We start from the raw sequence: 20,368 nt of genomic DNA, 5'->3' as shown, positions 1-20,368 counted from the left end.
TCCGTGTGTATGTCTTTCCCGGCGGGATTGGCTTGTGGAAAAGCGTCCCGACCGTTGTTAGTATTATATAATAACCTTAGAATTATATAATATCCTGCTGCAACGTCAGTGGTTTTTGGTTTTAAGTTGAAAGTGAAAATTCGGTTGCTGTCATAGTTGAGTTAGAGTAAATGTTGAGTTCCACGTTGATAATCTTATCAGGTGGCAAAGGTAGTAAAAATATGCGAAACGCAACAAGTTTTAACGGAAAAAATGTTTCACTGTTTAAATTTTCGGAAATTTGGAAGAATTTTGTAACTTTGCGGGGAGAATCTGTCAACAAATGTAATTATAGTATATATATTATTTAAGAAATAAAATCAATCAACCCATCAGCATGACACACAGCACAAAAGGAGTTGTCCGCAGGATCACTACCGTAATTATTGGATTGTTTTTTGTGAGCGCGATTCATGCGCAGGATAGCGACCGGAAGCTCAGATGTCTTTCGGAGCAAAGGAGCGCAATGTTTTCCGCCATCTTGATATCGGAGTCTCGGTCGGCAGCACCGGCCTCGGCCTCGACCTCTCGACCCATGTGACCGACTATCTCCGCGTCAGGGCCGGAGTGGATTTCACTCCCCACATCGCCTTTCCGATGTCGTTCAGCCTCCAGAGCTATTCGGACGGGGGCGGAGTCACAGCCAACAATTTCGAGAAGCTGCAGAACTATATGCACCGTCTGACCGGCATCGAGGTCGACGACCGCGTTGAGCTTGACGGCAAACCGACCATGACCAATTTCAAGATGCTCTTCGACATCTATCCTTGGAAAACCAAAGGCTGGAGGGCGACCGTCGGTTTCTATGCCGGTTCGCGCAAGGTGGCCAAGGCGCTCAACACGATGGGCGAGATGCCGTCGCTCGTGGCTGTCAACATCTATAATAACTTCTATGACTTCATCATGAGCGACGATGCCATCGACAAGCCTATTTTCGGCGACACGTATCTCGATCCGTTCCTCGTCGACGACCTCCGCGCCGACCTCGAGACCGAAGGCCACATGGGCATCCATGTCGGAGACTTCAAGGACGGCAAACCCTATATGATGCAGCCCGACACCGACGGTATGGTCAAGGTCTCGGCTTTCGTCAATGCTTTCAAGCCCTACGTCGGGCTTGGCTACACGGGCGACCTCGGCAAGTCGAAGCGCTTCACTCTCGACGTGGATTGCGGCATGATGATCTGGGGCGGATCGCCCTCGCTCGTCACTCACGACGGCACTAATCTGACCAAGGATGTGGTAAATATCAAGGGCAAGCCGGGCGACTATGTGGACCTCATGACAACTTTCAAGGTCTATCCGGTGGTCAGCGTCAGATTCGCGTATAAGCTATTTTAGGTATTTTTAACACTAAAATATTGCGCATACGTTGCAATAACTCAATTATAGTTTTATCTTTGCGGTGTGAAACTATCATGGTAGTTTCACACCGCTGATTTTTTAACGATATAACAGAATACTCATAACATTAAAATCCATTAATTATGAAACCAGGAAGAAAACCACAGATGCTCACAGAAAAGGAATTGGTCATCATGCAGATGCTTTGGGAGCGCGGTCCTCTCTTTGTGCGTGAGATGGTCAACATCCACGAAGAGCCCAAACCTCACTTCAACACCCTTTCGACCATCGTCAGAATCCTCGAAGAGAAGGGTCATGTGAGCCACGAAGTTTTTGGTCCGACCTACCGCTACTATGCCATCGCCAAGAAGGAAGATTTCATGAAGCGTTCGTTGGCCCGTCTGGTGAAGGACTATTTCAACAATTCTTACAAGAACGCAGTTTCTGCACTCGTCGAGGAAGAAAAGATGTCGGACGAAGAGCTCCGCGAAGTCATGGATCTCATCGAGCGCAAGAACGCAAAGAAATAATCGCGAAAACACGATGTCAGGGATATTATAAGATTCCAACCTGAGATTGAGGCGTCCGGCGCACATACCCCGCCGGACGCCGTTTTTATCAAGACTGCTTGATCCTGACCTTTTTCTGCCGTCAGTCATCTCTACGTCACCTTTGTCAATCCACCGTCAGTTATTTAATACCGGATCTATCATGGGAACATTGCTATCATATTCTCTCTACAGCTCCATACTCCTCTCGATGCTCTATCTCACCTACAAATGGGTGATGGCCGGTGAAAACCAGCACCGTTACAACCGTGTGGCCCTATGGCTCATCTATATAGTTGCGCTTACGGCGCTCCCTGCCGCCGAGTGGGCACGCGGATTCATGGCCGATGCCCCGGCGTCTGTGCCTATGGCCGAAATCGATTTTGAAGACATTATGGTCAGCGTCGCAGACCAAGGCGAGCTCGTCGCTCCGGCGCAGCCTTTGTGGATCACGGTGCTTCTGTGGGTCTATCTCGCCGGTGTGGCTGCGACGCTATTCCAGACAGTATGGGTCGGGCTGAGACTCCGGCGCATAATCTCGCGCGGTGAAGAAGCCGGCAGATATGGCGGAAAGATCGTGGTCGTCACCGACGACGGGGGGATCGCACCGTTCAGCTGGTGCAGATATGTGGTGATGAGCCGCAAGGACTGGGAGGAGGACGGCAGCATGATTCTCGTCCACGAGCTTCAGCATCTGCGTCTGCGCCACTGGATAGATCTGCTGATGGCTCAGGCCGTCGGGGTGTTCCAGTGGTATAATCCTGCGGCTTGGCTCATGCGCGAGGAGCTTAAGGCCGTCCATGAGTATCAGGCCGACGGCGCAGTGCTCGAATCGGGTGTCGGGGCGCGCCAGTATCAGATGCTGCTGATTAAAAAGGCTGTGGGACATCGTTTTACGTCGCTTGCAAACAGCTTGAATCACAGCAAACTGAAGAAACGTATCACGATGATGTATAACACCGATACAGCTCCGTCGCGCCGTCTGCGCGGACTGGCGCTGTTGCCGGCGCTTGCTGTGGCAGTCGGTGTGGCCAATCTCGATGTCGTCGCTTCGGTTATCGACGACACGGCTCTTGCGTCGTTTGTCGCTGATAACGGTGATGACGCCACTGTGGCTGAGTCGGTTGGCGTCCAGTCGGTCGATGAGGTAATGTTGCCGCCGGCTGAGAAACCGGACGATGTGACTGTCGGTGAAACCGTGACGGTGGCTGTCGGCGATGTCGCAGCATCGGTGTCGTCAGACGGAACGTCATGTGAGCCCGCAGCAAAGCCGGTCGAAGAATCCGCCGGAGGCAGGGATGTCACCGAAGTTCCCCCTCATGAAGTTAGCGAGACCGCCGAGGTTGTCGCCGCACCCGGCGATGGCGTGAGCGCCTCTGCATCTTCGGCCGAGGGCAAAGTGGCGGAGCGCCGTGAGTCCTCAAGACATACGGATGGTTCACAACCGTATACCGTAGTGGAGTCCAAGCCGCAATTTCCCGGTGGTGAAAAAGCGTTGCTCCAATATATCGCTTCTCATATCCGCTATCCGCAGGATGCGTATAGTGATGGGATTGAAGGACGCGTTGTGGTGAGCTTCGTCGTTAAGAAAGATGGTTCGATAGGCGATGTGAAGTCAATAAGGAAAATAAATCCGTCGCTCGACGCGGAGGCGGAGCGTGTCATCAAGACTCTCCCGACTTTTACACCGGGCATGTTGAATGGCGAGGCTGTTGACGTGTGGTATACACTCCCCGTGTCGTTTAAAATCAAGAAAGACGAAATTAAGAAAGACGACAGCATAAAGGAAGAAAAGACCACCGCCATGACGAGATCGCTGGAAAAGGTGACGTTGTATCAGGGCAATGAAAGCAGGACTGTGCCTTATGAAAGAATAAAAAATATAAATCCGAATCTCATAGACTCGATAAATGTCATTAAGAATGGTGGCCGGCCCGAGGTCAACGTCTATCTGAAAAGTGTCTGAACCACTGTTGGCGAAAATGTAGAGATCTCAAAAAAACAATTGTTTTGATTGTGATAATCCAAAACGGCTGCCGGAACACTCTTTTTCCGGCAGCCGTTTTTAGGCTATTACAAAATGAATCGTTACCTTTGTATGTGAAATATCAAACAATAGACGCAGACATAACAATTTAATATGGCATTTTTTAGTTTCCTTTCGAGAAAGAGTGAGCCGGCAAGACTTCCGTTCAGGACCGACATACATTGTCATATCCTTCCGGGTGTCGACGACGGCTCGCCCGACGTAGAGACCTCGGTCGAACTTGTGAAACGCATGCGCAACTGGGGGCTTGACCGCATCATAGCCACCCCGCACATCACGGAAGCGACTTTTCCGAACACTCCAGATGTGCTCGACCCGGCATTGCATGAGTTGGAGGATGCCTTGAAGAATGCGGGTGTAGATGTGGAGCTTTCGCGTGCGTCGGAGAACCGCATCGACGATTTTTTCCGCTCGGAGCTTGCGGCAGGTCAGATCACCACTTTCCCGAACAGGTATATCCTCGTGGAAAATTCGTTCATTCAGGAGCCGTGGCAGCTTGACCAGTTCCTGTTTGACCTGAAAATTCAGGGCTACAACCCGATAATGGCTCATCCGGAGCGTTTCCATTATTATTTCGAGGAGCACCCGAGCGCTATGACCAGCTGCATCAGGCCGGAGTGTTGTTTCAGGTCAATGTGCTTTCGCTTGCGGGCGGATATACAAAGAAAGAGAAGCGGACGGCGGAGAAACTGATTGAAAAAGGTTATGTGGATTTTTTAGGCACTGACCTCCACAATTTCCGTCACGCAGATGTGATCGATGCCTATCTGACGACCAAGGATGCACGTCGCCATTTCGACGCGCTCGAAAACCGCCTTCTCAACGATAAGGTTTTTCTTTAACCACCACTTAATGTCACTTTTTGCTCCCGTACTTAGAGGGTCGTGTTTGACATTTGTTATGAAACACCCTCTTATTTTCCGTCGAGGAATGATTTCAGTTGCGGGAGCATTGCGGTCGCGCTGTCACGTCCCATGCCGTAGACAAGCCGCATTTTTTCTGGATTCATTTCGATGCGGCCGATTGGCAGTGGTTTCGACGGGGCTATGATCAGGGTGTTGCCTGTCAGGGCTTGTGAATGGATGTAGTCGAGCTGCGCGTTATACATTTCGTGTCTCTTCGCCATAGCCTCGACAATCTTTGGATAGCGGCGCATGAAGAGTCGGAACACCCATTTTTGCGCCGGGCTTTTGCGATAGTCGAGCGGCTGGGTCAGTACGACGACGTTGCGGTCGAAGCCCTGTGACTGGAAATAGGCCAAAGGAATCGAGTCGCTGATGCCTCCGTCGAGCAGCAGATGCCCGTCGGCAACGCTGACCGGACGGGTGACGATCGGCATGGAGGCTGATGCGCGGAGCCATTCGAGGGAATCGTGGTCGACGCGGTCCATACGGTAGTAGACGGGAAGACCTGTCGTCACGTCGGTGCAGACAAGGTGAAATTCAATCGGGTTGCTTTCGAATGTCGGGATATCGAAAATGTCAAGTTCGAGCGGGAGGGTGTGGTAAGCGAATTCAGCCCCGACGAGGTCGCCTGTGCTCAGGAGCGAGCGCAGCCCCATGTAGCGCGGATCTTTGCAGAACCGCAGATTGTAGCGGAGCACGCGACCCGGCTGGCGCGACTTGAAGTTGCAGCCAAAGCTTGATCCGGCCGAAACTCCGATGAGCCCGTCGAAATCAATACCGTTTTCCATCATCACATCGATGACACCTGCGGTGAACAGTCCGCGCATGGCTCCTCCTTCAAGCACCAGTCCTTTACGCATAGGCTAATAATCTGAAATTAGGCTGATAATTAGAAATTCTGCGTAAAGTTACGGATTTCCTGACAATCGTCATTGCATCTCGGTGAGATATTTCCAGTATCTGACCGGCATGTCCTGACGCTGCTTGCGCGGATTGGTACGTTCGGTGATGGCTGTATATCTGACATAGTTGCGCCACAGCTGCTGGTAGAGTCGTTCGTCAGGGTCCATCAGTTCGTCAGAGAGCCGCCCGGTCGATAGGTGATAGCTGTCAGACCGGAGTGTGATGCGTTTAGTCTCTTTCCCGTCGTAATGATAGCCGTAGTCGCGCACCCGGTCGTAGATGATGAATGGCTGGTCGGAAAAACGGTCGGCAAAATGTTTTATGGCAAACGGCAATACATCGAACAGCGGTTCTACCATTGAAAAATAAGTACCGTCGACCGCTTTTTGAAATCTGACGAACTGGAGCAGACGGTGGGCCTCGCCACGGACGCGCCGGCCTTCTTTCACGATCGAGAGGACTGCAGGGTCAGAAAAATCATTCTCTATCGAAGGGCTGGTGGTCACCGCACGGCTGATGAAGCGCAGAGCCAGAAGGGGAAAATCGGAATTGTCGGTGAGGAACGCGGTCATGAGCGCGGTGCGTGCACCGGCTGAGATTGAGACTGAAAGTTTTTTCCAGACCCGTGTGCTTTTTTCAAGGTCGGTTTCGACTTCGTGCAGGGTGTCATAGAACAATGGCATGTCGCCGTCAGGTGACAGAAGTGCGTCGGGACGCTCCTTTCGCGCAAAAGAGTCGAATACGGCGGTGAGCAGTCCGTCGAAACTTCCGTCAAAACGATAGATGACCATTGTGTATATTATAACTTTAGGTGTAATCAGGAAAAATCAAATGACAGTTGCAGCGGATTTTCACCTTTGGGTTTTCGTGGAGCGGTCAGGATTTTGCGCACATATTCCGGCGATGTGTCGGCTATCGTCCCTGCGGTCAGCTCTCCGCATGTGATGAAATATCGCGCCCGCTTCATGACGACACCTATTTTTGACAGGTGTGACGAATTGAGGTGGCGGTAACGGCGTGCGTTGACGATAAGCGTTGCGGATTTCACGCCTATTCCGGGCACACGCAGTATCATTTCGTATGGCGCACGGTTGACATCGACCGGGAAGGCTTCGGGATGTCGCAGCGCCCATCCGAGCTTGGGATCGACTTCGAGGTCAAGATTCGGATGGGTGTCGTCGGCAATTTCTTCGGCCTTGAAATGATAGAAGCGCATCAGCCAGTCGGCCTGATAGAGGCGGTTTTCGCGCACGAGCGGCGGCTGTTTCAGCGCCGGCAGCCGGGAATCGTAGGTGTTGACAGAAACATAGCCCGAATAGTAGACCCTGCGCATCGTCGGCATCCCGTAGAGTGACGATGAGGCAAGGAGAATGTCGCGGTCAGTGTCGGGGGTCGCCCCGATGATCATCTGAGTGCTCTGTCCGGCCGGTACAAAACGCGGCACATGGCGCATGGTTTTCCTGTCTTCCTGACATTGCAGCACTCCTTGCCTGATATAGCCCATCGGCTCGAATATGCTCTGATGGTTCTTTTCGGGCGCGAGATATCTGAGAGATTCCTCGCGCGGGATTTCGATATTGACGCTCATTCGGTCGGCATAGCGTCCGGCTTCGTTGACGAGTTCCTGCGACGCACCGGGTATGCTTTTCAGGTGTATGTAGCCGTTGAAGCGATGGATAGTGCGGAGATCTTTGGCAATGCGGGCTATGCGTTCCATCGTATAGTCGGCGTTGCGTACCACTCCCGAACTAAGGAACAGACCTTCGATATAGTTACGGCGGTAGAATTCCATCGTTATGTCGACGACTTCGGAGACGGAAAGCGTGGCACGCGGGATGTCGTTCGACCGTCGGTTCACACAGTAGGCACAGTCATATTTACAATAGTTAGTAAGCATGATTTTCAAGAGTGCTATGCAACGGCCGTCGGCAGCGAAGCTATGACAGATGCCGACGCCGCCAACCGTGTTTCCCACGCCTTTGCCGTCGTTGCGGCGCACTGTCCCGCTTGACGAGCATGACACGTCATATTTGGCGGCTGCGGCCAGTATCTTCAGTTTTTCAAGTGTAGCTTCTGTCATAATGATGCAAAAGTAGAAAACTTGAGTGCTTAAATTTTGCTCAATCAGGTTAAAGAAAGTTAAGCCCGGCCGCCTCGGGGCCTTTCTATGAAAAGGCCTGCCAGATTTAATGCCGATTGATTAATGTGGTTTACACATGGAAAATAATCAGGCGGTTGAAAATTCCAATTGGATTTTTAACCGCCTGAAGACTTTGTTTATGTCTGATATGAAGACTTATTTATCCATAGGGACCGGCAATTTTCCTGATGGCTTTTGGGAGATGCCGTCGCGCTGGAGAAGAGCGTCGATTGAAGCGTCCTTGCCACGGAAACGGCGGTATAGTTCGTCGGGATTCTCTGTGCCGCCGCGTGAAAGAATGTTCTGACGGAATGATTCGGCAGTCTTGCGGTCGAAGATTCCGTTTTCCTTGAAGTGGGCGAAAGCGTCGGCATCGAGAACTTCAGCCCATTTGTAGCTGTAGTAGCCGGCGGCATATCCACCTGCGAAAATGTGTGAGAATGTGCTTCCTGTCACGCTGCCTGCAATCGGGTCGAACATAGCCACCGATGCTCCGGCTTCCTGCTCGAACTTTTCAGGATCGTTGACCGGGGCAGTGATGCTGTGCCATGCCATGTCGATGAGTCCGAAGTTGAGCTGGCGGAGACATGCGTAGGCCGCACCGAACTGCGACGAGCTTATAATCTGGCTGACGAGTTCCGAAGGGATGGCTTCGCCTGTTTCATAATGGCGTGCGAATCCGTCGAGGAATTCTTTCTCAGTGAGATAGTTCTCGTTGAACTGCGAGGGGAGTTCCACGAAGTCGCGGAGCACGTTTGTGCCTGACAGAGAGGCATATTTTGTGTTCGCGAGAAGTCCGTGAAGCCCGTGGCCGAATTCGTGGAGGAAGGTCTCGACCTCATAGGGTGTCAGGAGCGACGGTTTTGATCCGGTTGGTTTGGTGAAGTTCATCACAATTGACACGTGTGGGCGTATCACCTTGCCGTCAGGAGTGATTTCCTCGCTCTTGAATTCCGTCATCCACGCGCCGGGACGCTTGCTTTCGCGTGGGAAGAAGTCTGTATAGATCACACCGAGGAACGAACCGTCGTTGTCGATTACATCAAAGGCGGTCACGTCGGGATGATAGACCGGAATCTCGGGGTTTTTCTTGAATGTCACGCCATAGAGACGGGTAGCGAGACCGAACACTCCGTCAATGACATTGTTAAGCTCGAAATAAGGACGTAGCTTCTCTTCATCGTAGGCATACTTGGCATTCTTGAGCTTGTTGGCATAATAGCTGTAGTCCCAAGGTTTCAGGTCGATTGTCTTGCCTTCAATTGAAGAGGCATAGTCGGCAAGTTCCTTGAATTCGGCTTTCTGTGCCGGAAGATAAGCATCGCGCAGCGAGTTGAGCAGCTCGTAGACTTTGTCGGGAGTTTTCGCCATTGTCTTTTCGAGTGCATAGTGAGCGTAGGTCGGATAGCCGAGCAGGTTGGCGATTTTCATTCTTGTCTCGGCGATTTCCTTCATTATCGGGAGATTGTTGTAGTCGCCTTTGATGTTTCGGCCGGTGTAGAGACGATACATCTTTTCCCGGAGGTCGCGACGGTCGCTGTATTTCATGAAAGCCATGTAGACAGGCTGTGCGAGAGTGAAAAGATATTCTCCATCGCGGCCTTTCTCGCGTGCTGCGAGGGCTGCAGCCTCTACAGAACTTTCGGGAAGTCCGGCCAGATCATCAGCACCGAGCCAGATTTCATAGGTGTTCATTTCCTTTAGGACATTCTGGCCGAAAAGTGTGGTCAGTTCGCTCAGACGGCTGGAGAGCTGCGAATAGGTCTCGCGGTCCTTCCCTTCGAGAAGAGCGCCGTTGCGCACAAAAGAGTCGTAGGTACGTTTAAGCAACATGCTGTCCTCTTTGGCAAGATTATAGTCGGCACGGTTGTCATAGACGGCTTTAACTCTCTTCCACAGACCTTCGTTGAGCGAGATGGACGTGGAATAGTCTGACAGGCGCGGTGTGATTTTCATCGACAGCTCCATCATGTTGTCGTCGCTGAGAGCCGAGAGCAGCGGATCGAACACCATGAGAACTCTGTTGAGGTCGGTGTCGGCGTGTTCGAGAGCCACGATTGTGTTTTCAAATGTCGGGGCTTCAGGATTGTTGACGATAGCGTCGACGGCTTCAAGCCCGAGGCGGATACCGCGGTCGATGGCGGGTTCGTAGTCGGCGAATGTTATCTTGTCGAAAGGAGCCGCACCGTGGGGGGCGGTGTTGAATTCTTGAAAAAACGGATTTTGAGCTTGTATCATAATGCTTGCGGCGGCAAAAGCCGATAATAGGATTTTACGCATGTAAAAAAATGGGAGATATGACAGTGAATGGTTGATTAACGAATGTTTTTTCAGACTTTGTGGCCGAGAGCCGACGAACGCTTGATTGCCTCGTCGAGAATCAGCCCGAGAGTCAGAGAGTCGATTGCCGACATGGCTTTGTAGGTTTCCATGTCTGATTTGAATGTTCTGACGAAATTTCCGGTGTCGAAATTGTCGGCGGCTATTGCCTCGGCATAGAGTCTAACTCCGTTATCGAGGTTTCCGCTCAGGATTTCGATATGGCCTGCGTGCATATAGTCCGATGCCGATGGTGTTCGCGAAAGCAGTGCGTCGGAATATCTGCGGGCTTTATCAAGGTTGTTTTCAAGCAACGCGCATCTGACAAGCGGACGCGACGAGCGGTCTGACTCGCCCTGCAGGAATTCGACCTTGTAGAGCAGCTGCATGGCCTCTGCCGTCTGTCCGTTTTCGAGATGGCACAGAGCAAGATTGAGTGCCACGTTAGCGTCATCCGGATTTGCTGCCGCGAGGCGCGAATAGTATTCTACGGCCTTTTCCCAGTTGCGCGAGTTGCGGTGACAGATGGCAAGGCGTTTGATGGTCCAGAGACTTTCGGCGTTGAGCAGCTCGCTCTGCTCGTAATATCTGACAGCCGTGTCTATCGCTCCGAGCATCTGCATGCAGTAGCCCATTTTCTGATAGAGCTGTGCGGAAGGAGGTACTTTGTCCGACAGACGTTCGAACACATCAAAGGCATCGGCGAAATGTTTATGTTTGAAATAGAATTCCCCGACGAGAAGCAGAGTGTCGGCATCGTCAAATATGTCGGAGAGCAGCGGGACAGTCACGAGGTTGAGGGTTGTGGCGAAGGGATCGTTGAATTCTCCCTTGCGTCTGAACAGGCGGAAGAAACGGTAGATGTCCTGCACATATTTTCCTGCCAGCCGTTCGCGGCCTTTCTGCGACGAGTCGATGTCGCCGAAACTCATGGCTGCCATCTGGGCCGAATGGGCTTTTAGCTGCGATGACATCATCTGTTTCTGTGACTCAGGCACCTGTGCGAGCGAAAGTATGATTGAATACTTGTCGCTGTTGCAGAACATCGGAGCGCTTTCCATTATGTCGGCAAGCATGCGCACTGATGCGTCGTTGCTACCGGCTATGGATGAGTGTGAGGTGTGGAATGGGAGAAACCAGTTGGATATGTCGTTGAAAAACGGGAAGGTTTTGAGCTTGCTGAATGTGACCATCATCACGTCGCCTCCGTCTTCCTGTATCTCCTGAAGCTCTTTCAGCTTGTCGGATATGCCTGATTTGTCGAGCAGTTCCGCCCATTCGGGATTCTCTTCAATTGACTCCGGATCGAGCGGTTTGCGTCCGAGTTTCTCAAGTTCCGGCTGGAGCTTCATCATCTCGGGAATCACTTCGTCGGTCAGTTTACGTCCGATTCGTTCGGTATCGCGTGCGCGGATGAACTGCAACAGCGCCATCTTTACGTCTGCACTCCAGCGGCTATCCTCGCGCAGCGAGTCGAAACGGCGTGCGAGTGCCGGAGAAAACGGCCTGTTGCGCCGAACCGACATGATGATGAGCATCGAACACAGCGCACGCACGGAGATTTCCGCATTGTCCGATAGGTAGGCATCCATCAGAAGGCGCATACGTTTTTCATCTGGATATTCGAGCTGACCCAGCATCAGAGCCGACACGCAGAGCTGTTTGAAGTGTCCGGCAAGTGATATGTCGCTCAAAAGGTTGCCTATGGCAGCCGCGTCGTCGACAGTGAGAGGATAGGTGATCCAGATGAGGTTGAATATCCTTTTTTCGAGGTCTTCGGCACGCATTGAGAACTCTCTGCCCGCCTTTTCGACATCTTCTGTGAGCATGGCCATCTGCAAGCGGCGGTTGACACGGCGATATTCGTCAAGCAACGTGGCTATGCTTATGTCAGGACGCATATTCTGATAGCGCAGTGTGTTGAAATACAGGGTCGGGGCATCGTCGAGGCGTGAACGGCGGTGAAGGTCGTCGGCAAGTGCCCTTATGTCTGCGATGATTCCCGCATACAGTTCCGGGCGTGCCGGATCGGGCATTCCTTGCAGTGCGTAGTGGGTCATCAGCTCGTAGCTTTCGCGTAGCCGCGATGTGGCCGAGCGCAGTTCAGGGACAGCCCCGAGCGTTGCCGAAGCATTGTCGATCAGGTCAAGAGCGTCATTGACACGCCTTTGGCTGATGAGACGTTCAAGCTCCTTGGATATATCAATTTGGTGGTTCATAGATAACTTATATATGCAAAATTACTCAAAATTCCGCAAAAACCGTGCCAAAGTGAGGATTTTTGCGTATTTTTGCAGTTCTTAAACATGCTCTTATAGATTTATCCACTCATGCCACATAACATAGCAATCCTCGGCTCTACGGGGTCGATAGGAACGCAGACCCTTGATGTGATTTCGCGCTTTCCGGAGCGCTTCAAGGCTACCGTGCTTGCCGCCGGTTCTAATGTAGAGCAGCTTATCGAACAGGCTGTCAAATTCCGTCCCTCTCTGGCTATAATCGCCGACGAATCCAAATATGCCCGTCTGCGTGAAGCTCTTTCTCCTCTTGGCATCGAGACTGCCGCCGGCAGTGCCGCCTTGGCTGATGCGATGGAGCGTCCTGATTTTGATACGGTGGTCACTGCGACTGTCGGCTACAGCGGACTGCTCCCGACTGTCCGTGCAATCCGTGCGGGAAAACAGATTGCTCTTGCCAACAAGGAGACTCTCGTGGTTGCCGGAGAGCTTGTCACGCGGCTTCTCAGAGAATCGCCTGTCAGGGTGATTCCCGTCGATTCCGAACATTCGGCCATCTACCAGTGTCTTGTAGGTGAAGATCCGGCTACAGTCGAGAAACTTATCATAACAGCCTCCGGCGGTCCGTTCAGGTCATTTTCAAAGGAGCAGATTGAAAGTGTGACCCCTTCGCAGGCTCTGCGTCATCCGCGCTGGAACATGGGCGCTAAAATCACGATTGATTCGGCTACCATGCTCAACAAGGCTTTCGAAATCATTGAGGCCAGATGGCTCTTTGACGTTACGCCTGACAGGATTGAGGCCGTAGTCCATCCTCAGTCCATTGTTCACTCGATGGTTGAGTTTATCGACGGTGCGGTGAAAGCGCAGCTCGGCATACCCGACATGCGCCTGCCGATACGCTATGCGCTTGGCGATGCCTCTCGTCTTCCTTCGTCTGAGCGCCCGCTCTCGCTCACTGACTACGCGCAACTCACTTTCGAGAAGCCTGATCCTGAAAAATTTCCCTGCCTCAAACTCGCACCCTACGCTCTCAACCGTGGAGGCAACGCCGCATGTATAATCAACGCGGCCAACGAAGTGGCCGTGCGGGCCTTCCTTGATGAAAAAATCTCATTCCCGGAAATATATGGTACTATCATGCGCACTCTCGATGCGATTCCATTCATTCAGTCGCCGACGCTTGATGACTATGTGGAGACACATAGTGCCGCAATCACTTTTGCCGAGCAACTTACCGGCTGCAAAATTCCTCTGCGCTGACCGTGACTGACGCGGGACACGTATCAAAATAAAAACACATCTGATTTAATTTTTAATGGAAACATTTCTCATAAAAGCTTTACAGCTAATTGTCGCTCTGGCCTTTCTTGTGATTATACATGAATTCGGTCATTTTATATTTTCACGCATATTCGGAATAAAGGTCGAGAAGTTCTACATGTTCTTCGACCCATATTTCTCGCTGTTCAAATGGAAACCGAAGCCAAAACCCGGAGCAGATCCGAACAAAAGTTCTTGGCGCGACACTGAATACGGCATTGGCTGGCTTCCGCTTGGCGGATATTGCAAGATTGCCGGTATGATCGACGAGTCGATGGACACAGAGCAGATGAAACAAGAACCGAAACCTTGGGAATTCCGCACGAAACCCGCGTGGCAGCGTCTGCTCGTAATGCTCGGCGGTGTGCTGTTCAACTTCATTCTTGCAATTCTCATCTATGCCGGCATAGCGATGCACTGGGGTTCGCAATATATTCCGTTTGATGCCGCGACCGAGGGTTTCGACTTCACTCCTGCCGCCCAGAAGGTCGGTTTCCGTAACGGCGACATCCCATATATGGCAGACGGCGTGCTGCTTGACGCTTCGAAGGGTGACTACCCTTACAAGATGGCCGATGCCAAGGTGGTCACTGTCATCCGCAACCATAAGGATACTGTAAATATCGCAATCCCCGATGATTTTCTGTTCCGTCTGAACGACGACAAAGGTTTCCTTGCCTATCGTCTGCCGGTCTACATAGACCGCATCGTGCCCGGTGAGGCTGCCGCCAAGGCGGGTTTGAAAGAGGGTGACCATATCATTGCGGTCGACACAATCCCGACTCCGTCATATTCCGAGCTGACTGCCGCACTCCACAACTATGCCGATAAAAAAGTGCCTGTCACTGTCGAGCGCGACGGGAAGACTCTGCAAATCGAAATGACACCGAATTCACATGGCAAACTCGGTTTCCAGCTTCGTCCGCTGACAGCTGTATACAAGCCGGTCACCATCAGTTATAATTTCTTCGAATCATTCCCGAAGGGATGGGAAATCGGAACGACCACACTCTCAAACTATGTAAGCTCAATGCGCCATGTCTTTTCACAGGAAGGCGCAGAGAGTCTTGGCGGATTCGGTGCGATCGGCAATATGTTCCCTGAAAGATGGAACTGGCTTAGTTTCTGGGAAATAACAGCATTCCTTTCGGTTGCTCTCGCGTTCATGAACATCATACCTATCCCGGGGCTTGACGGCGGCCACGTGATGTTCCTCCTCTGGGAAATCATCACAGGCAAACAGGCTCCTGAAAAAGTCCTCATAGCCGCTCAGTATGTCGGCATGGCATTCCTGCTTCTGCTCCTGCTTTATGCGAACGGCAACGACATCTTCCGGGCGTTCTTTAAATAACAGGTTATTAACCAACCTTTAACACAGCAAAATTTTTGTCTTGATATATGTCATCACAACTTAAAACCATCATCCTCAAACGAGGAAAAGAGGAGTCGCTACTGCGTTTCCATCCGTGGGTATTTTCCGGCGCGATAGCTCATCTGCCAGAAGAGCTTGAAGAAGGGGAGACAGTGCGTGTCGAAGCTTCCGACGGCCGTCCCCTCGGAGTCGGTCACTACGAAATCGGTTCAATAGCCGTCCGTATGCTCGATTCATCCGAGCGCATGATTGATTCGGATTTTTATGCCGAACGCTTGTCGCAGGCATGGGAACTGCGCAGAAAACTCGGTCTCATCCGTCCCGACAACTCGACATTCCGCCTTGTCCACGGCGAAGGTGATTTCCTTCCGGGATGCGTTGTTGATATTTACGGAAATACGGCAGTGCTTCAGGCCCATAGCCCGGGCATGCACTTCGCCCGCGACATTATCGCCCGCGAACTAACCCGTCTGCCTGACGCCGGTATCAGAAATGTATATTATAAGTCTGAGACGACACTTCCGTTCAAAGCGCGCCTTGATCCTGTCAATGACTATATAATAGGTGGCTTTGATACGAATATAGCGGTTGAAAATGGTCTGAAGTTCAACATCGACTGGCTTAAGGGCCAGAAGACCGGATTTTTCGTGGATCAGCGTGACAACCGCTCGCTTCTTCAGAAATACAGTCATGGTGCAAAGGTGCTCAACATGTTCTGTTACACCGGAGGATTCTCTGTCTATGCCATGCGCGGAGGGGCGCAGCTCGTCCATTCGGTCGATTCGTCGGCCAAGGCCATCACTCTTACGGATGCCAATATCGAGTTGAATTTCCCGGGCGACGAACGTCATAAGTCATATGCCGAGGATGCCTTCAAATTCCTTGGACGCATGGAAAAGGGGACATACGACCTGATTGTCCTCGATCCGCCGGCATTTGCCAAACACCGCAGTGCGATACGCAACGCGATGATAGGTTATCGCCGTCTGAATGCAGCAGCTTTCGAGAAGATTGCTCCCGGTGGAATTCTTTTCACATTCTCATGCTCGCAGGCCATCAGCAAGGAGCAGTTCCGTCTTGCGGTTTTTACGGCCGCAGCCATGTCGGGTCGCAGAGTGCGCATTCTCCATCAGCTCACACAGCCAGCCGATCATCCTGTCAACATCTACCATCCTGAAGGCGAATATCTCAAGGGGCTTGTCCTCTACGTAGAATAAATAGCGGTATGTGGTAAATTCATCCTTAATACTTTGTCCTTAATACTTCATCCTTAATACTTAATACTCGTGTCTCTAACCAAATTCATTTTTCCTGCTATGGCAGCATTAGCCATAACTTCGTGTGCTTCTAAAGCTACCGACCAAGCGGCGGCTGACGATTTCGACTATACGGTCGACCGTTTCGCCGATATTGAAGTGCTTCGTTATAAGGTGCCTGATTTTGAGAAACTGACTCCTCAGCAGCGCATACTCATCTACTATCTGACCGAAGCGGCTCTCACCGGCCGTGACATCCTCTGGGATCAGAACGGCAAATATAATCTTGCCATACGCGACCTTATCGAGAATGTCTACAAATCGTATGACGGCGATCGTGAGAGCAAGGATTTCAAAGCGCTTGAGACTTATCTCAAACAGATAGAGTTTGCCAACGGTATCCATCACCACTACTCGATGGACAAGTTCACTCCAGCGTTCTCCCGTGAATTCCTTGCAGAGAATGTCGCCAAACTTCCCGCTGACAAACAACCTGAAAACGTCGACACGCTTTATGAGGTGATTTTCAATCCTTCGATAATGGCCAAGCGTGTGAATCAGGCCGAAGGACAGGATCTGATTGCTACTTCCGCCAACAATCTCTATGAGGGTGTGACTCAGGCTGAGGTCGAAAAATTCTATAACGCTCTCAAGGACACTACCGACGCTACTCCCGTGTCATGGGGCCTGAATACACGTGTCGTCAAGGAAAACGGAAAGATTGTCGAGCAGACCTACAAGGTGGGTGGTCTTTATTCCGATGCCATAACCCGTATTGTCGACCTTCTCGGCAAAGCTTCGCAGTATGCCGAAAATGATACTCAGCGCGGTGTCATCAACAAGCTTATCGAGTTCTACACCACAGGTAATCTCAAGTCATTCGACGATTATTCCATCGCATGGGTTGGGGACACAGACTCGAAGGTCGATTTTATCAATGGATTTATTGAAAGCTACGGTGACCCGCTTGGCATGACCGGCGCTTTTGAATCGATTGTCAATTTCAAGAATGAGGAAGCTTCTCACCGCACCGAGCTTATTTCAGGCAACGCTGAATGGTTCGAGCAGAATTCACCTGTCGATCCGCGTTTCCGCAAAGACAAGGTGAAGGGTGTAACCGCCAAGGTCATCACTGCCGCTATTCTTGCCGGTGACTCATATCCCGCCACTCCTATCGGCATCAATCTCCCCAATGCCAACTGGATTCGTGCCGCCCACGGTTCTAAATCGGTGACGCTTGAAAACATCACTCAAGCCTACGACGAGGCTTCTCACGGCAACGGATTCAACGAGGAATTTGTGATTGACAAGGAGACATCCGACCTCATGGACAAATACCTCTTCATCACCGACAATCTCCACACAGACCTTCACGAATGTCTTGGACATGCCTCTGGCCGTCTGCTCCCCGGTGTTGACCCCGACGCTCTCAAGGCTCACGGCTCTACTCTTGAAGAAGCCCGCGCCGACCTCTTTGCTCTCTACTATCTTGCCGACCCGAAACTTCTCGAACTTGGTCTGCTTGACAATCCTGATGCCTATAAGGCCGAATACTACAAGTATATCCTCAACGGTCTCATGACCCAGCTCATGCGCATCGAACCGGGCAAGGATGTCGAGGAAGCACACATGCGTAACCGCCAGCTCATTTCAGCATGGGTCTTCGAAAAGGGTAAGGCTGACAATGTGATTGAAATGGTGAAGCGCGACGGCAAGACATACATCAAGATCAATGACTACGCCAAGCTCCGCGACCTCTTCGGCCAGCTTCTTGCCGAAGTGCAGCGTATTAAGAGCGAGGGTGACTATGAAGCAGGCCGAGACCTTGTGGAGACCTATGCAGTAAAGGTCGACCCGCAGCTCCACAAAGAAGTGCTTGACCGCTATGCGACTCTTGACATTGCTCCTTACAAGGGCTTCGTCAACCCCGTCTATACTCCTGTTACCGACAAGGATGGAAATATAACCGATGTCAATATCACTTACGGTGAAGACTATCTGCCTCAGGTGCTCCGCTACTCTGAGCAGTATCGCACTCTTCCGGCCAACAGCAAGTGATGCCGCCTGTCACCGTGTCGTTGAAATGACACATTGACATCTTGAAAAAATCAACAGACCGCATGTCGCAATGACGTGCGGTCTGTTGATTTTTTATTGATTTGTCGTGTAAAACCGTCTTTATGCGATAGGCTATTATGAACGGCTTGGAATACGTTTCACCTGACGGTGTCTGATTTTCCAGATTACAGCGTCGTATGGAGGAATCATCGTCCTGAACGGTTTTGTCGCACGCAGTTCCTTGATGTCCTGCTGGCGTGTGATGAGTTCGGTTGCGAACACCTCTCCTTCGGGAATGTTGAGCATATCGAACGCATGGCGCGGGATATCAATCGCGAGGTCACAGGAGTCGGCCGAGAAATTCACGGCTATGATAAGCGTTTCGCCGTCATACGAACGGATAAACGCATACTGGCGGTGGGGATTGAGAGTCGGATTGTGATAATTGACATACATCAGGTCGAAGAAACGGCCGTTGGAAATGGCGCGCTCACGGTTGCAGAGCCCGAGGATTGTGCAGTACTTGTTTCTCAGCCAGCGTTCGCGCGGAGTGAGCTGCGAGCCGTCGGGATTGCCGTGGTTATACCATCTGCGCAGTGTGGCCACGCTCCAGTAGTCAAAGATTGTCGTGCGGCCGTCATAACCGCTGAAACCTTCCGTATCTGTCGCCTGTTCGCCGAGTTCCTGCCCTGCATATATCATCATCGGACCTGTCGAGATCATCGAGCTGATGACGAGCGACGGGATTACTTTTGCAGGGTCGCCGGCATAGAATTTCGAACCGAAACGCTGTTCGTCGTGGTTTTCAAGGAAATTGAGCATCTTGTCCGAGATTCCCTCTACTGTCTGCCAGCAGTTGGTGATAGTCGCCGCCGAGTAGTTTGAACATTGTATGCCTCGCAGCGTGTCATAGAGGTTCACTTTGTCGTAGAGATAGTCGAAACCACCTTTCTCGATGAAGTCGCGGTAGATCTTGACATCATAGAGCTCGGCTATGAATTTGATTCTCGGATAGCGGTCCTTGACATTGGGTATCGCCCACTGCCAGAATTCGAGAGGCACCATGTGGGCCATGTCACATCTGAAAGCGTCCACGCCTTTCGATGCCCAGAACCGCAGGATGTTGAGCATCTTCATCCATGTGTCTGGAATAGGCTGATAGTGTGTGCTCCAGTTGCCCGGATCGCGTCCGTAGTTTAGTTTTGCTGTCTCATACCAGTTGTTGACCGTCGGGAATGCCGAGAAACAGTCGTCGCCAGTCGCTTTTGCCGGAAATTCGACGTAAGCTTTTTTGCCTGTGCCAAGGTCGATTGACGGTGCGAAAAGCTGGCGGGTCATATAATAATAGTTGTTATTGGGGCTGAAGAACATATCGGTGTTGTCATCTTCCCCGAAATCCTTTACTCCGGCCGGTTTGGCATCGCTGTTGTAGCAGCGGGCGGTGTGGTTGGGCACAAAGTCGATGATAACGTCAAGACCTGCATCATGTGAGCGGGCGACGAGAGCTTCGAATTCGCCCATTCGGTCTTCGACATTTTCCGCAAGGTCAGGATCAATGTCGTAATAGTCCTTGATTGCATAAGGCGAACCGGCCTGTCCTTTGACCACGTAGGGATTGTCGGGTCTGATACCGTAGCGGCTGTAATCGGTTTTGGTCGCATGTTCGATGATTCCCGTATACCATACGTGTGTAGCTCCGAGTTCTTTGATTCCGGCGAGTACGGTATCGGTGATATCGTTCATCTTGCCTGAACCGTTCTGAGCGTATGTGCCGTTTGGCACGCAATGATTGTTTGTATTTGTGAAGAGACGTGGTAAAAGCTGATAGATGACTGGTTTCTGATTCATTATATAGTTACTGTATGTTGCTGCTGTGT

General features: G+C 51.4%; 15 protein-coding genes. 9 read left to right on the top strand and 6 right to left on the bottom strand.

Annotated features, from left to right (window positions below):
- Positions 1–480: 480 nt before the first annotated feature.
- From E7747_RS02165 to E7747_RS17420, 5 genes are all read left to right on the top strand, one after another.
- Positions 481–1,380: a hypothetical protein gene (locus E7747_RS02165; RefSeq protein WP_136413853.1), complete on the top strand. Its 900-nt coding sequence runs from the start codon at positions 481–483 to the stop codon at positions 1,378–1,380.
- A 146-nt stretch (positions 1,381–1,526) separates the two neighbouring features.
- Complete coding sequence (locus E7747_RS02160) at positions 1,527–1,913, top strand: BlaI/MecI/CopY family transcriptional regulator (protein ID WP_123615483.1); 387 nt, start codon at positions 1,527–1,529, stop codon at positions 1,911–1,913.
- Between the two features lie 181 nt (positions 1,914–2,094).
- A complete protein-coding gene (locus E7747_RS02155) occupies positions 2,095–3,897 on the top strand; it encodes a M56 family metallopeptidase (protein WP_136413851.1) in 1,803 nt (600 codons plus the stop codon).
- Between the two features lie 174 nt (positions 3,898–4,071).
- Positions 4,072–4,671 carry a tyrosine-protein phosphatase gene (locus E7747_RS02150; protein WP_136413849.1) on the top strand — a complete coding sequence of 200 codons (600 nt, stop codon included), beginning with the start codon at positions 4,072–4,074 and terminating at the stop codon, positions 4,669–4,671.
- The gene (locus E7747_RS17420) at positions 4,596–4,820 is read left to right on the top strand and encodes a hypothetical protein (RefSeq protein ID WP_394366314.1); all 225 of its coding nucleotides are present in this window, start codon (positions 4,596–4,598) and stop codon (positions 4,818–4,820) included. Before E7747_RS02150 ends, E7747_RS17420 begins: the two co-directional genes overlap by 76 nt.
- Positions 4,821–4,891: 71 nt before the next feature.
- Here E7747_RS17420 and E7747_RS02140 read toward each other — a convergent pair whose 3' ends face one another.
- From E7747_RS02140 to E7747_RS02120, 5 genes are all read right to left on the bottom strand, one after another.
- Positions 4,892–5,743, bottom strand: coding sequence for a patatin-like phospholipase family protein (locus E7747_RS02140; RefSeq protein ID WP_136413845.1), 852 nt, complete (start codon positions 5,741–5,743; stop codon positions 4,892–4,894).
- Positions 5,744–5,812: 69 nt separating this feature from the next.
- Entirely contained in the window at positions 5,813–6,577 is a 765-nt protein-coding gene (locus tag E7747_RS02135) for a TIGR03915 family putative DNA repair protein (protein ID WP_136413843.1), read from the bottom strand.
- A 26-nt stretch (positions 6,578–6,603) separates the two neighbouring features.
- Complete coding sequence (locus E7747_RS02130) at positions 6,604–7,866, bottom strand: putative DNA modification/repair radical SAM protein (protein ID WP_123615478.1); 1,263 nt, start codon at positions 7,864–7,866, stop codon at positions 6,604–6,606.
- Positions 7,867–8,082: 216 nt separating this feature from the next.
- Positions 8,083–10,164: a M3 family metallopeptidase gene (locus E7747_RS02125; protein ID WP_136413841.1), complete on the bottom strand. Its 2,082-nt coding sequence runs from the start codon at positions 10,162–10,164 to the stop codon at positions 8,083–8,085.
- Positions 10,165–10,256: 92 nt separating this feature from the next.
- Positions 10,257–12,464 carry a tetratricopeptide repeat protein gene (locus E7747_RS02120; protein WP_136413839.1) on the bottom strand — a complete coding sequence of 736 codons (2,208 nt, stop codon included), beginning with the start codon at positions 12,462–12,464 and terminating at the stop codon, positions 10,257–10,259.
- 111 nt (positions 12,465–12,575) lie between these two features.
- Here E7747_RS02120 and E7747_RS02115 point away from each other — a divergent pair, with 111 nt between their 5' ends.
- From E7747_RS02115 to E7747_RS02100, 4 genes are all read left to right on the top strand, one after another.
- On the top strand, positions 12,576–13,745 hold the full coding sequence (locus E7747_RS02115) for a 1-deoxy-D-xylulose-5-phosphate reductoisomerase (RefSeq protein WP_136413837.1): 1,170 nt from the start codon (positions 12,576–12,578) through the stop codon (positions 13,743–13,745).
- 55 nt (positions 13,746–13,800) lie between these two features.
- Positions 13,801–15,156 (top strand): RIP metalloprotease RseP, encoded by a 1,356-nt coding sequence (gene rseP / locus E7747_RS02110; protein ID WP_136413835.1) that lies wholly within the window; start codon positions 13,801–13,803, stop codon positions 15,154–15,156.
- Positions 15,157–15,203: 47 nt separating this feature from the next.
- The gene (locus E7747_RS02105) at positions 15,204–16,394 is read left to right on the top strand and encodes a class I SAM-dependent rRNA methyltransferase (protein ID WP_136413834.1); all 1,191 of its coding nucleotides are present in this window, start codon (positions 15,204–15,206) and stop codon (positions 16,392–16,394) included.
- Between the two features lie 99 nt (positions 16,395–16,493).
- A complete protein-coding gene (locus E7747_RS02100; RefSeq protein ID WP_136413832.1) occupies positions 16,494–18,491 on the top strand; it encodes a dipeptidyl-peptidase 3 family protein in 1,998 nt (665 codons plus the stop codon).
- Between the two features lie 135 nt (positions 18,492–18,626).
- Here the strand turns inward: E7747_RS02100 and E7747_RS02095 are convergent, their stop codons facing one another.
- The gene (locus E7747_RS02095) at positions 18,627–20,339 is read right to left on the bottom strand and encodes an alpha-amylase family glycosyl hydrolase (RefSeq protein WP_228449228.1); all 1,713 of its coding nucleotides are present in this window, start codon (positions 20,337–20,339) and stop codon (positions 18,627–18,629) included.
- Between the last annotated feature and the right edge of the window lie 29 nt (positions 20,340–20,368).

Source organism: Duncaniella dubosii (assembly GCF_004803915.1).
Classification (GTDB): Bacteria; Bacteroidota; Bacteroidia; order Bacteroidales; family Muribaculaceae; genus Duncaniella; species Duncaniella dubosii.
This window is presented reverse-complemented; position numbering and strand designations above follow the sequence as displayed.